Origin of the sequence: Micromonospora sp. NBC_00858 (assembly GCF_045207365.1) — a bacterium.
Classification (GTDB): Bacteria; Actinomycetota; Actinomycetes; order Mycobacteriales; family Micromonosporaceae; genus Micromonospora.
Genome location: NZ_CP108828.1, coordinates 2,497,344 through 2,510,044, shown reverse-complemented (window position 1 = coordinate 2,510,044; position 12,701 = coordinate 2,497,344). Strand labels below are relative to the sequence as shown.

The window sequence follows — 12,701 nt, the reverse complement described above, 5'->3', positions numbered from 1 at the left end:
CGTCCTCGTCAACGGATCGGCTCCGGATCCCGTGCCTGCCAGTTCAGGCGGTTCCGGTGGAGCCGTTCCATGGCCATCCAGCCGAGCGAGAACGGTATGGCGCCCATGGCGACGACTCCCAGGACGTCGGATCCCGTCACGTCGAAGACGGCGCCCACCTCTCCGAACAGTTGGGCGACGGTCTGGAAGGCCAGATGAAAGCCGATGCCCGCCCAGATGTCGCCGGTGGCGACACGGAAGCCGCCCAGGAGCAGTGCGAAGACGAAGAAGAGCAGGAGTCTGTCGAGGGAGGCGGCGGCACCGACGAGGAACCCGAACAGGGTGAACAACACGGCCTGTCCGATGACGGCCTGCCAGGCCGGCAACCGGGTGGCGAGGTTGCGCTGGAGGTAGCCGCGGAAGACGAGCTCCTCCGGCAACGCCTCGTACAGGAAGACGAGTACGACCAGCAGCGCCGCCACGCGCAGGGCGTCCGTCGCGGAGGTGCGCAGGCTGATCTCGACCCAACCGAAGCCGAGGCAGAGCGCGAACCCGATGGCGGCGGGGATGAGCCAGCAGGCCATCCCGAGCAGCAGGCGCCGCCAGCCGGTGCGCAGGGAGGGCAACCCGAGGCCGGTCCAGGGGCGGCGGTCGAGCAGGCGGCGGGCAGCCACCACGAGGGGGACGACGAGCACCGTCGTGAGGATGGCCCTCGCGACATGGGTCGGACGGTCGTAGTCGCGGCCGAGCAGGGGGCCGTGGTAGAGGAACAGCCACGCCAGCACGGTGCCGGTGAACACGATGAGGATTCGCCAGTGCAGGGCGAGACGAGAGTCGGGGGACGTCCGGGTACCAGACACGTCAGGCTCGCTCCCAGCAATGGCCCGGCATGGCGGACCGCTCCGCAAGGCGCAGCGTAGCCACCGGCGTCAAAGGCAGACCGTGGTCAGGGCCAGCAGCCGGCGTACGTGCCGTTCGGGCGTCAGCGACCGAGGACGAGGTAGGCGAGGCCAATGACCCCGCGATAGCCACCGACGTACTGGCGCAGCCGGTCGTCGAGTTCCGCGCGGACCCCCGCCGCGCGGGGATCCTCCGGGTACCTCAGCAGCCACTCCTGCCGGCCCGCGAGCCAGGTGGACTCGAAGTCGTCCCACTCCCGTTGGTCGGCGGTGCTCACGTGCAGGACCCGCCAGCCGCGCTCGCGGGCGGCCTCGACGAGGCCCGGAAGATCCGTGACCTCCGTTCCGAAGATCTGCTCGACCTCCGTCGTGGGGGGACGGTCCCAGTACGCCTCACCGAACAGCAGCCGGCCCCCTGGCCGCACCACGGTGGCGAGCGCGTCGAGGGCCGCGCCGGTGCCGCCGAAGGCGTGCGCGGCGCCGATGCACAGGACCCGGTCGGCCGGCTCCTGCCAGGCCGCCGCTTCCCCCATCACGAAGGCGACGTGCCGGTTCAGGGACCGGCCCGCGGCCAGCCGCCGCCCCCGGGCGAGTGCGGCGTCGTCGGTGTCGACGCCGACGCCCCTCGTCGCGACCGGGGCCACACCGCCGGCGGCGACCGCCCTGAGCAGCAGCTCGCCCCAGCCGCAGCCGAGGTCGAGCACGCGCGCGCCGGGGCGGACGTCGAGTCGTTGCAGCAGCAGCGCCGCGTGCTCCTCGGACAGGGGAGTGTTCCAGCGCATCCGTGCGTAGCGGCTGGCGGCGAGGTCGTCGGTTGACTGCATCCGTTGAGGGTGTCAAGCCGTGATCGACGGCGCACGCCGGGTCCGGTGCCAGGCGACATCGGAAGCCGTAACCGGGTGTCGGGCCATCCGGCAGGATCGGTGGTATGGACGTGGGCGGGTCGGGGCCGTTCCGGCGGCCGACGCCGCAGGAGGTGGCGGCGGCGGCCGGCCGGGGACTGGTGGACGTCATCGGTCCCGGTCTGCGGGTGCTGTTCTGCGGATTCAACCCGGGCCTCTACTCGGCCGCCGTGGGGGAGCACTTCGCGCGGCGCGGCAGCCGCTTCTGGCCGGCCCTGCACCGTTCCGGCTTCACCGACCGGGAGCTGCACCCGTGGGAGCGCGATGAGTTGCTGCGGCAGGGCCTGGGCATCACCAGCCTGAGCAACCGGGCCACCGCCCGCGCCGACGAGCTGACGCCGGCGGAGCTGGTGGCCGGGGTGACGGGGTTGGCCATCAAGGCCGAGCGGTACCAGCCGAGGTGGGTGGCCATCCTCGGAGTGACCGCGTACCGGATCGCCTTCGCTCGGCCTCGGGCCGGGCTGGGCCCGCAGCCCGATCGGCTGGGCCCAGCCCGGGTCTGGGTCCTGCCCAACCCCAGTGGCCTGAACGCGCACTTCCCGCTGCCGGCGTTGACCGCCGAGTTCGCGGCGCTGCACCAGGAGACGCGCCGCCGCGCCTAGGCGTGCTGGGCGGCGTCGGGCGTCTCCTGGGCGGCAAGCGCCTGGTAGTAGGGCTGCATCGCGGGGTGGTACTCGTCGAATTCGGGACGGGGGGAGCCGTCCCGGGAGGCGACGAGCATGTCCAGGTAGTACTCCCAGCCGGCGCCCACCTCGGCGATGCCCTCCACGCTGGTCAGGTGTTGGACGAACCGCAGCTCGGTGCTGCCGTCGGTCTCGGACAGCGCCATCTCCAGCAACCAGGTCCCGTAGCTGTCGACCATCGACACGGCGAGGCGCTGCTCCGGATCGCACGCGTCGATGCGGACCTCACACCAGGGCTGCTGCTCCTCGTACGCCATCTGGACCCGGATGGTCCGGCCGGGCGCGGCGTCGCCCTCCCAGGGGCCGAACCAGCGGGCCGTGCGCTCCGGATCGGTCAGGCTGGCCCACACGTCCGCCGCCGGGGCGCGGAACGTGCGGGTGAGGACGAGATCGTGGCCGGTGGCGGTGCGGAACAGTCGTCCGGCGGGTGTACGCGTCATGCCGTGTGCTCCCTTCGATGCTCCGCCGGGCCGCGACTGCGGCGCTCTCGGCGGGTGCGATAGACCTCGGTCTCCAACGCGTCGAGGCGCCGCTCCCACCGCTCGGCGGCAACGAGCTCGGCGAGCCAGTCGACCAGCTCGGCGAGCGGGCCGGGATCGAGCCGGTAGATCCGGTTTCGGCCGACCAACTCGTCGCGGACGAGCCCGCTGTCCCGCAGCACCCGGAGGTGTCGGCTGATCGCGGGTCGGCTGATCGTGAACCGCTGGGCGATGTCGCCCGCGGCCAGCGGTTCGTCGCGCAGCATGGTCAGGATGCGGCGCCGTACCGGGTCCGCGATCGCGGCGGCCACCTCGTCCACCGCCAAAGCGTAACCTATGAGTTACGTTTTCCGTGGGTGCAGGAAGCCCTGCTCGGGTGGCATCAAGGCGGTCGCTGATCACGGCCCTTGACCGTAGGGAGACTTCCGACACCGACGTCGCTGCGTCGATGGTGGGCACATGATCACCTGACCTGGCACTCTTTATGCATGGCCACCCTCCGTCGCTTCCGCCTGTCCGACTGGACCGTCGCCGTACCCGTTCTCGCGGTGCTGGTGCTCATGGCCACCTGGGGACGAGAATTGCCCGGACCCGTCATCGTGGTGGTCGCGGTGCTGCTGGGCGGCGCGGTGCTCGCGGCGGTGCACCACGCGGAGGTGGTCGCCCACCGGGTGGGGGAGCCGTACGGGTCCCTGGTGCTCGCCGTCGCGGTCACGGTGATCGAGGTCGCCCTGATCGTCACGCTGATGATCAGCGGACCGGAGAAGACCCAGTCGCTCGCCCGGGACACCGTCTTCGCCGCCGTCATGATCACCTGTAACGGAATCCTCGGCCTGTCCCTGCTGCTCGGGGCGCTGCGCCGCCGGGTGGCGGTGTTCAACCCCGAGGGCACCGGCGGGGCGCTGGCCACCGTGATCACCCTGGCCACCCTGAGCCTGGTCATTCCGACCTTCACCACCGCCCGGCCCGGCCCGGAGTTCAGCCCGGCCCAGCTCGCCTTCGCCGCCGTCGCATCGCTGGCGCTGTACGGGCTGTTCGTGCTGGTGCAGACCGGTCGGCACCGCGACTACTTCCTGCCGGTCGACAGCCAGGGTCGGGTGATCGACGAGGAGGAGCACGCCAAGCCGCCGACCACCCGCGCGGCGCTGGTCAGCCTGGGGCTGCTGCTGGTGGCGCTGATCGCGGTTGTCGGCGATGCCAAGACCGTCTCCCCGACCATCGAGGCCGGGGTGGCGGCGGCGAACCTGCCCCACGCGTTCGTCGGCGTCATCATCGCCCTGCTGGTGCTGCTGCCGGAGACCCTGGCCGCGGCCCGCGCCGCCCGCCGCGACCGGGTGCAGATCAGCCTGAACCTCGCGCTGGGCTCGGCGATGGCCAGCATCGGCCTGACGATCCCGGCGATCGCGATCGCCTCGATCTGGCTGGACGGCCCCCTGCTGCTCGGCCTCGGTGGCACCCAACTCGCGCTGCTGGCGCTCACCGCGGTGACCGCGGTGCTGACCGTGGTGCCGGGCCGGGCCAACGTGTTGCAGGGCGGCGTACACCTGGTGTTGCTGGCCGCCTTCGTCTTCCTGGCCGCGAGCCCCTGACCCGGCCACCGTCGCGGCCGTAGCGACGGCCGCGACCGGCGTCGGCTCAGTCAAACGTCGTCTGCGAGGCGCTCCGCGCGGGCGTTCAGGTAGCGCTGCTGGGCCAGGTTCGTCGACCGCGCCGCCGCCGTCCGGTAGGCGTCCCGAGCGGCGGTACGCTCGCCGACCAGCTCCCACAGGTGGGCTCGGGCGGCCGGCAGTCGCGGGTCGTCGGCCAACCGGGCGTCATCGGCCAGCTCGGCGAGCAGCGTCAACCCGGCGGGCGCGCCCCGGCTCATCGCCACCGCCACCGCATGGTTGAGCGCCACGACCGGGTTGTCGGAGATGCCCAGCAGCACCTCGTACAGGGCGGTGATCTGCGCCCAGTCGGTGGCCGCCGCGCTGGGCGCCTCGTCGTGCACGGCCGCGATGGCCGCCTGGAGCTGGTACGGCCCGACGACCCCGCGCGGCAGCGCCCCGGTGATCAGGGCGACCCCCTCGGCGATCTGGTCGGCCCGCCACCGGCCGCGGTCCTGCTCGGCCATCGGCACCAGCTCGCCGTGCGGGCCGATCCGAGCCGGTGCGCGGGCGTCGGTGAGCAGCATCAACGCGAGCAGCCCGGCGACCTCGGGATCGTCCGGCAACAGCCGACGCACCAGGCGGGTCAGCCGGATCGCCTCGGCGGTCAGGTCGGCGCGCAGCAGACCGGGGCCGGCGGTGCGCGCGTACCCCTCGGTGAAGACCAGGTAGAGCACGTGCAGCACGGCGGCGAGCCGGTCGGCGCGCTCCGGGCCGGTGGGCGGGGCGAACCGCAGCCCACTGTCCCGGATCCGCTGCTTGCCCCGGCTGATCCGCCGGGTCATCGTCGCCTCCGGCACCAGGAACGCGCGAGCCACCTCGGCAGTGCTCAAGCCGCCCACCGCGCGCAGCGTGAGCGCGATCTGCGAGGCCGGCGAGAGTGCCGGATGGCAGCACAGGAACAGCAGGATGAGCGTGTCGTCGGCGTCCGCCGGCGGCCGGTCGGCGGCGGGAGCGCGCCACTGCTCGGGCAGCACCCACCGCGCCACGACGTCCTCCCGTCGCATCCGCGCCTGCTCGCGGCGCAGAAGGTCGGTCAGCCGGCGGGACGCGACGGTGATCAGCCAGCCGCGGGGATTCTCCGGTACGCCGTCGCGCGGCCAGCCACCCGCTGCGGCGATCAGCGCCTCCTGGACGGCGTCCTCGGCGGTGTCGAAGTGCCCGTAGCGGCGTACCAGCGCGCCGAGGACCTGCGGCGCCAGCTCGCGCAGCAGGTCCTCGACGGGCGGGACGATCTCCGGCACCGGTCAGCCGGCCAGGTCCTCGACGCCGTCCAGCACCGGCCGCACGTCCACGTACCCGCCCGGCTCGTCCGGATCGACCAGGCCGGCGGCGATCTCGGTGGCCCGGTCGAAGCTGGCGCACTCCACGATCGTGTAACCGGCCAGCACCTCCTGCGTCTCCGGGTACGGGCCGTCGGTGACCACCGGAGCGCCCTCGCGCACCTGCACCCGGCGGGCGTGCACCGGCTCGCTGAGGCCCCGGGCGTCGACCAGCTCCCCGGACTCGGCGAGCGCCTGGTGGTACGTCTCCATGTGCTTGTGCATGGCCGCGATCTGCTCGGCCGACATGGCCGGCCGGTCGGTCGCCCGGCCGGACAGCACGTCGTAGTCCTGCTGCGAGCCATAGAGCATGATCATGTACTTCACGGTGGTCCTCCTGTTCCGGCGCCACGACGGCGCCGCCTCACCAGAGACGTCGAAACCACCAACCCCACCCGGACAAACTACGACCCCACCCCATCGGTTTCCGCCCCCCACCGCCGGCTCTACCCCCCTCACCGCCCGTCGATCATGAAGTTAGCGTCACGACACGCCGCGCCACGAGGCAACAACCTCATGATCGACGCGCGGGGCGGGTGCCCGGGGCGGGGGAGGGCGCGGGGGCGAGGGTTGGCGGGGGGTGGTTAGCGTGGGGGGATGACTACCGTGTGGGTGGTGGTGGGGGTTTTTGTTGTGGTGGCGGGTGGGGCGTTCGGAGTGGTGGTGTGGCGTGATCGGGGGCGGTTGAGCTCCGCCGACGACGATGCCGCCGGCCGGGACGCCCGGGCCAGGCAGCAGAGGTACGAGGCCGAGCGGCACGGCGACCAGGGCGAGACCTGGCAGCGCGGGCGCGACAGCAGCGGCTGACGGGTCACTGTCCGTAGGAGAGCCGGAGCCGGTCGTTGATCAGATAGTTGAGCCGGTGCCGCAGATACCCGAGGGTGCTCTCGCCCGGCAGGTCCCCGTCCGTGGTGAGCGTCCAGCGCAGCGTGCAGCCCTGGCCCGGCGGCTGGGGGGTCAGGTCGAACCGGATCCGGTCGAGCGGCCGGTGCGGCCACAGCGACGACCAGACCACCAGCACCGGTGCGTTGCCCGCCACCACCCGGGGCGGCACCTCGTCGTCGCGCAACTCCAACCAGGGCCGGCTGCCGGCCTCGTACGGGTCGTTGAGCGAGCGCCACACGATGTGCGCCGGGGCAGGCTGGCTGCGCAGACGGCTGCCCAGCTCGTGCACCACGACCCTCCTCACCGGACGGACACCCGCCCCGGCCCATTGTGGCCGCCCGACGTCCGCGCCGTGAACCGTCCGGCACATGTGAACCGTCCGGCACCGACATGCGTGAATGTGGTGGCGGGCGTTACGGTCGTGTTGTCGGGGTACTGCCAGCGCAGCACCGACGACCAGGGGAGGCGCAGTGGGGGCACGGTCAGGACGCGACGGGTGGGGTCCGCTGGCGGGCCTGCTGATCGCCGTACTGGTGTCGGCAGCCTGCGCCGGCGGTGGGCTGGCCGAGCCGGAGGGTGAGCGACCTTCGGCGGCCTCGCCGGGGCCCAGCACCACCCGGGCCGACAGCACCACCAGCGTCGCCGAGTTCGAGCAGGACGTCGCCGACGCGCAGGCGATCGCCGAGCGGTACTGGGCGGCCCAGTTCAAGGCCTCCGGGCAGAGCTTCCAGGCGATCCGCCGGATCACCCCGTACCAGCGGGCGGGTGAGGTGTCCTGCGGCGGCCAGCCGCTGCCGCGCAACAACGCGGTCTACTGCTCGCAGGGCGACTTCATCGCCTACGACGTCACCTGGTCGGTGGCGGCGTTCCGCCAGGTCGGTGACGCCTTCGTGTTCTACCTGCTCGGCCACGAGTACGCCCACGGCGTCCAGGTGCGGCTCGGCATCCGATACAACTTCACCATCCAGCAGGAGTTGCAGGCCGACTGCATGGCCGGGGCGTACCTCGGTGACTCGGTGCGCTCCGGCGCCCTGAGCCTGGCCGAGGGTGACCTGGACGAGTTCAGAGAAGGGCTGGCGGCGGTCGGCGACGACCCGGACCAGCCGTGGTTCGCGGAAGGCTCGCACGGCACCGCCGAGCAGCGCACCGAGTCGTTCTTCCGCGGCTACGAGCGCTCCCTGGAGGCCTGCGACCTGGGCTGACCGGGGTTGCCCGGATCACCCCTTCGGCCGCCGCCGCCACCGGCCGCGTCCGACCCTGGCAGGATCGCCGGTGTCGGCCACGACCCTGGAGGATCCGCTGAGCAGCCAACACCCCGCCGCCGTGCTCTTCGACATGGACGGCACGCTGGTCGACAGCGAGAAGCTGTGGGACGTCGCGCTGCAGGAACTCGCGCGCGACTACGGCGGCGAACTCTCCATCGCCGCCCGCCGGTCGATCGTCGGCACCAGCATGGCCGACTCGATGCGGATCCTGCACGACGACCTGGGGCAGCCCGAACGTGACCCGGCGCTCAGCGCGGCGTGGATCAACACCCGGATCCTGGAGCTGTTCCGCACCGGGCTGCAGTGGCGTCCGGGGGCGCTCGCCCTGCTGCGCGCCGTCCGGGCCGCCGACATCCCCACCGCGCTGGTCACCTCCAGCGGCCGGCCGCTGGTCGAGATCGCCCTGGACACCCTGGGCCGGGACAGCTTCGACGCGGTGGTCTGCGGTGACGAGGTCGTCGCGGCCAAGCCGCACCCGGAGCCCTACCTGACCGCGGCCCGGCTGCTGGGCGTGCCGATCGGCCGCTGCGTGGCGATCGAGGACTCACCGACCGGGGTGGCCAGCGCGCTCGCCGCCGGCGCGGCGGTGCTGGCCGTACCCGTGGAGGCGCTGCCCGTCATGGCCGGCGTACGTCAGCTGGAGAGCCTGACCGGCGCGGACCTGGAGCTGCTCGCCGCGCTGCTGGTCAACCGCGCCAGCGCGACCGACTGACCGAGGCCGGCTGACCGCGACGGACTGACCGCGACCGGCGCGGGTCAGGGGCGCTCGGCGAAGACCGCCGTGACCACCTGGTAGCCGTCGAACGCCCGCGCGGCGCCCGCGTAGGCGGCCAGGTGGATGAACAGCTCGACGATCTCCTCCCTGGTCACCCCCGATTGCAGGGCGATGCGCAGCTGACCGCGCAACGGCTCGTGGGTGCCGAGAGCGGCGGCGATCGCCACCGAGACCAGGCAACGGCTGCGCAGGTCCAACCCCTCCCGGGGCCATGCCTCGCCGAAGGTCTGCACGGTGGCCAGGCGGCGGAAATCCTGCCCCACCGAGGGCTCGCCGGCGCCGAGCGGCAGCACGAGCGGCTGACCGAGCAGGCGCTCGGCGTTGTCCAGGGCCTGCTGGTACGCGTCCTGATCGGTCATGTCACCCTTCCCGGCTCGCCACCGCCGCCCGGGGCCGCTGGTCGGCCGGCACCGCCATCGTGGCAGCTCGGCCTCGGCCCGGAGGACGATTCAGCCGAGGCCGAACGTGCGAGACCCCCGGCACCGCGAGCGGCGCCGGGGGTCTCGGGGTAGGCGGTCAGTCGTGGGCGATCGCGCCCAGGACGTTGATCCGGGCCGCCCGGATCGCCGGCAGCACCGCGGCCACCACCCCGATGATCGCGGCGAGACCGAGGAACACCCCCATCTGACCCCAGGGCAGGATCAGGTCGGTGATTCCCTCGTCCTTGAGCGCCTCGACCACCGCGGCGCCGAGGCCGGTGCCGACCACCACGCCGAGCAGCGCGCCGAACACCGAGATCACCACCGCCTCGACGGTGATCATGCCCATGGTCTGCGACCGGCGCAGGCCGATCGCCCGCAGCAGACCCAACTCCCGGGTCCGCTCCAGCACCGACAGCGCCAGGGTGTTGATGATGCCGAGTACGGCGATCACGATGGCCAGCGCCAGCAGGATCTGGATCATGGTGAGCAGCCCGTCGAGCTGACCGGTCTGCTGCTTGATGAACGCGGCCCGGTCGGCCACCGACACCTCAGGGCTGTCCGCGAGCAGTGCCTCCACCTGCGGCTGCACGTCGGCGACCCGGGTGCCGGGGGCCAACTGGATGAAGCCCTGGATGGGCTGGGGGATGGCGAAGTCCTTCGCCGCCTCCGCCGGCAGGGTCACCGGGTTGGTCAGCTGCGAGGACTCGTAGATGCCGCTGACTGTGTACGTCCGCGCGTCGCCCCGGGTCAGCTGCACGTTCACCGTCGAGCCCACCGTCAGGTCCCGAGAGGTGGCGGTATCCGAGCTGACCAGCATCTGGGTCGGCCCGAGCCGGTCGATGTCACCGGCGGTGGGCTTCGCGCCGAAGATCTGCCGCAGCGACGCGACGTCGCTGCTCGCCGCGACCCAGGTGCTCTCGCCGTTGAGCTTCGCCATGTCGCCGTACTCGCCGTCGACCATCTGCACGCCCGGCAGGGCCTTGGCCCGATCCAGCACCCCCGGGTCGAAGCTCGGCGGCCGTGGGCCGCCCTGCACACCGGAGATCACCAACTCGGCCTTGATGGTGTCCTCGGCAAGCGCACTGATGCTGCCCTTGGCCGAGTCGAGGATCACCGTGACGCCGGTGACCAGCGCGATGCCGACCATCAGCGCGGCTGCGGTGATCGCGGTGCGGCGCGGGTTGCGCCCGGAGTTCAGCCGGCCCAGCTTGCCCGGCACCGACCAGGAGAAGATCGCGCCGAGCAGGCCCACCACCGGCCGGCTGATCAGCGGCGTCAGCAGCGCCACGCCGATGAAGGCGAACAGCACCCCACCGAGGATGGTGGGCAGCGTCTGACCGCTGGCGTTGCCGCTGAGCCCGAGGAAGAGCAGCACCGCGCCGATGCCGGTGATCACCGACCCGGCCACCGTGATCTTGGTCAACGGCCGGTCCGGGGTGGCCACGTCCTGCATCGCCGCGATCGGCGGGATCCGGGACGCCCGCAGCGCCGGCAGCAGCGCCGCCACCACGGTGATCACCAGACCGACGGCGAACGAGCCGATCACCGCGGCCGCCGGCACGCCGATCCCGGCCAGCGTGAGGCCACCGGCCAGCTTGCCGAACAGGAACGCCAACAGCGCGCCCACCCCGATGCCGGCTGCCAGGCCGAGCACCGAGGCGATCAGCCCCACCGCGATGGCCTCCAGCACCACCGAACCGATGATCTGCCGGCCGCTGGCCCCGATCGCGCGCATCAGCGCCAGCTCCCGGGTGCGCTGGGCGACGATGATCGAGAAGGTGTTGAGGATCAGGAAGGTGCCCACCAGCAGCGCCACCGCGGCGAAGCCGAGCAGGATCTTGTTGAAGAAGGACAGGCCCTCCTTCAGGCTGGCCGAGGCGTCCGCGGCCACCTGCTCGCCGGTCTTCACCTCGTAATCCGCCCCCAGGGTGCGGGCCACGTCGTCGCGCAGCGTCTCATCGGAGACCCCGTCGGCGGTGCGCACGGTGATGCTGCTGAACGCGTCCGGCTCGCCGATCATCAGTCGCTGCGCCACCGGAGTGGTGAAGAAGACCTCGTTGAGCCCGCCGATCGAGTCCCGGTCACCGCTGTAACCGAGGATGCCGACCAGGGTGAAGTCCCGCTTCTTCGACTCGAACGCGGTGAGCACGCCGACCTTCTGGCCGACCTGCACCTTCGCGGCGGTGGCCAGCGACTTGTTGATGACGATCTCATCGTCGGCCTGCGGCCCGCGGCCCTCCCGCAGCTGCAACAGCTCGCTCTCACCGGTCCAGTTCTCGCCCAACTGCGGCGGACCGAACGAGGTGACCACCTTGCCGTTGCTGCCGATCACGCGGGCGCCGTCGGCGTTGACGATGCCGGTCGCCGAAGCCACTCCGGGCACCTGCTTGACCCGGTCCACCACGGCGGCGGGCAGCGGGGTGGCGGTCTGCTCGCCCTCGATCTCGCTGACCTCGACCTTCGGCTTCGCCGTGACGTTCACGTCGATCTCGGAGAAGCCGTCGGCGAAGACCGAGTCGAAGGAGCGGCCCAGCGTGTCCGTGAGCACGAAGGCACCGGAGACGAACATCACCCCGAGCACCACGGCCAGCCCGGACAGGATCAGCCGGACCTTGCGGGCCAGCAGACTCTTCAGCGTCGCCCGGAACATCAGTTGCCCACCTCGGCCGGAGCGTCCAGCTTCTTCATGGTGTCCAGCACCGTCTCGGCGGTCGGCTCGATCAGCTCCGAGACGATCTCACCGTCGGCGAGGAAGACCACCCGGTCGGAGTACGCGGCGGCGGTCGGGTCGTGGGTGACCATCACGATGGTCTGGCCGTGCTCGCGGACCGAGTTGCGCAGGAAGTTGAGCACCTCCGCGCCGGAACGGGAGTCCAGGTTGCCGGTCGGCTCGTCCGCGAAGATCACCTCGGGGCGGGAGACCAGCGCCCGTGCGCACGCCACCCGCTGCTGCTGCCCGCCGGAGAGCTGCGCCGGCCGGTGGTCCAGCCGGTCCCGCAGGCCGACCGTGTCGATCACCGTGTCGTACCAGGCCGGGTCGGGCTTGCGCCCGGCGATCGACAGCGGCAGCAGGATGTTCTCCTTGGCGGTCAGCGTGGGCAGCAGGTTGAACTGCTGGAAGATGAAGCCGACCTTGTCGCGGCGGAGCTTCGTCAACCCGGAGTCACCCAGCCCCGTGACGGTCGTCTCGCCGATTTCCACCGTGCCCCGGGTCACCGAGTCCAGACCGGCCAGGCAGTGCATCAGCGTCGACTTGCCGGAACCCGACGGGCCCATGATCGCGGTGAACCGGCCGCGTTCGAATTCCGCGCTGACCCCCCTCAGCGCGATGACCTGTGCCTCACCGCTGCCGTACACCTTCCACACGTCGTTCGCCCGGGCCGCGGCCTGCGCCTGCTGGCCTACCGTCGCGGTCACGTCATCTACCTCTTCCGTCTCTGCCAA

The 12,701-nt window shown here is 72.0% G+C and carries 15 protein-coding genes; 5 read left to right on the top strand and 10 right to left on the bottom strand.

From position 1 onward, the window contains the following. Nucleotides 1-8: 8 nt before the first annotated feature. Both OG990_RS11845 and OG990_RS11840 read right to left on the bottom strand, forming a co-directional pair. Entirely contained in the window at nucleotides 9-839 is an 831-nt protein-coding gene (locus OG990_RS11845) for a CPBP family intramembrane glutamic endopeptidase (RefSeq protein WP_406080387.1), read from the bottom strand. A gap of 122 nt (nucleotides 840-961) precedes the next feature. Next, on the bottom strand, nucleotides 962-1,702 hold the full coding sequence (locus OG990_RS11840; protein ID WP_406080386.1) for an SAM-dependent methyltransferase: 741 nt from the start codon (nucleotides 1,700-1,702) through the stop codon (nucleotides 962-964). 104 nt (nucleotides 1,703-1,806) lie between these two features. Between OG990_RS11840 and mug the strand changes: the two genes are divergently transcribed. Then, nucleotides 1,807-2,382, top strand: coding sequence for a G/U mismatch-specific DNA glycosylase (gene mug / locus OG990_RS11835; RefSeq protein WP_328416920.1), 576 nt, complete (start codon nucleotides 1,807-1,809; stop codon nucleotides 2,380-2,382). Here mug and OG990_RS11830 read toward each other — a convergent pair. Both OG990_RS11830 and OG990_RS11825 read right to left on the bottom strand, forming a co-directional pair. Further along, nucleotides 2,379-2,903, bottom strand: coding sequence for an SRPBCC family protein (locus OG990_RS11830; protein WP_406080384.1), 525 nt, complete (start codon nucleotides 2,901-2,903; stop codon nucleotides 2,379-2,381). The two genes, mug and OG990_RS11830, sit on opposite strands and share 4 nt — an antisense overlap. Beyond that, a complete protein-coding gene (locus OG990_RS11825) occupies nucleotides 2,900-3,262 on the bottom strand; it encodes a metalloregulator ArsR/SmtB family transcription factor (protein WP_406080382.1) in 363 nt (120 codons plus the stop codon). Before OG990_RS11825 ends, OG990_RS11830 begins: the two co-directional genes overlap by 4 nt. A 168-nt stretch (nucleotides 3,263-3,430) precedes the next feature. Here OG990_RS11825 and OG990_RS11820 point away from each other — a divergent pair, with 168 nt between their 5' ends. Further along, nucleotides 3,431-4,531 (top strand): ionic transporter y4hA, encoded by a 1,101-nt coding sequence (locus OG990_RS11820; protein WP_328416914.1) that lies wholly within the window; start codon nucleotides 3,431-3,433, stop codon nucleotides 4,529-4,531. A 50-nt stretch (nucleotides 4,532-4,581) separates the two neighbouring features. Here OG990_RS11820 and OG990_RS11815 read toward each other — a convergent pair whose 3' ends face one another. Continuing rightward, nucleotides 4,582-5,823, bottom strand: a complete 1,242-nt coding sequence (locus OG990_RS11815) for an RNA polymerase sigma factor (protein WP_406081730.1) — start codon at nucleotides 5,821-5,823, stop codon at nucleotides 4,582-4,584. Nucleotides 5,824-5,835: 12 nt separating this feature from the next. Then, on the bottom strand, nucleotides 5,836-6,228 hold the full coding sequence (locus OG990_RS11810) for a YciI family protein (RefSeq protein ID WP_328426647.1): 393 nt from the start codon (nucleotides 6,226-6,228) through the stop codon (nucleotides 5,836-5,838). Between the two features lie 279 nt (nucleotides 6,229-6,507). Here OG990_RS11810 and OG990_RS11805 point away from each other — a divergent pair, with 279 nt between their 5' ends. After that, nucleotides 6,508-6,717, top strand: coding sequence for a hypothetical protein (locus OG990_RS11805; RefSeq protein WP_328416912.1), 210 nt, complete (start codon nucleotides 6,508-6,510; stop codon nucleotides 6,715-6,717). Between the two features lie 4 nt (nucleotides 6,718-6,721). On the opposite strand, the gene OG990_RS11800 is transcribed toward OG990_RS11805, so the two are convergent. Then, a complete protein-coding gene (locus tag OG990_RS11800; protein WP_328416910.1) occupies nucleotides 6,722-7,099 on the bottom strand; it encodes a hypothetical protein in 378 nt (125 codons plus the stop codon). Nucleotides 7,100-7,193: 94 nt separating this feature from the next. On the opposite strand from OG990_RS11800, the gene OG990_RS11795 reads away from it, so the two are divergent. Both OG990_RS11795 and OG990_RS11790 read left to right on the top strand, forming a co-directional pair. Beyond that, the gene (locus OG990_RS11795; protein ID WP_406080380.1) at nucleotides 7,194-7,997 is read left to right on the top strand and encodes a neutral zinc metallopeptidase; all 804 of its coding nucleotides are present in this window, start codon (nucleotides 7,194-7,196) and stop codon (nucleotides 7,995-7,997) included. 121 nt (nucleotides 7,998-8,118) lie between these two features. Then, a complete protein-coding gene (locus OG990_RS11790) occupies nucleotides 8,119-8,772 on the top strand; it encodes an HAD family hydrolase (protein WP_386991557.1) in 654 nt (217 codons plus the stop codon). Nucleotides 8,773-8,816: 44 nt separating this feature from the next. On the opposite strand, the gene OG990_RS11785 is transcribed toward OG990_RS11790, so the two are convergent. The 3 genes from OG990_RS11785 to OG990_RS11775 form a co-directional block, all read right to left on the bottom strand. After that, complete coding sequence (locus tag OG990_RS11785) at nucleotides 8,817-9,194, bottom strand: carboxymuconolactone decarboxylase family protein (RefSeq protein ID WP_328416908.1); 378 nt, start codon at nucleotides 9,192-9,194, stop codon at nucleotides 8,817-8,819. Nucleotides 9,195-9,351: 157 nt separating this feature from the next. Next, nucleotides 9,352-11,907, bottom strand: a complete 2,556-nt coding sequence (locus OG990_RS11780; RefSeq protein ID WP_355614025.1) for an FtsX-like permease family protein — start codon at nucleotides 11,905-11,907, stop codon at nucleotides 9,352-9,354. Beyond that, nucleotides 11,907-12,674, bottom strand: coding sequence for an ABC transporter ATP-binding protein (locus tag OG990_RS11775; protein ID WP_328416905.1), 768 nt, complete (start codon nucleotides 12,672-12,674; stop codon nucleotides 11,907-11,909). Before OG990_RS11775 ends, OG990_RS11780 begins: the two co-directional genes overlap by 1 nt. Nucleotides 12,675-12,701: the final 27 nt, after the last annotated feature.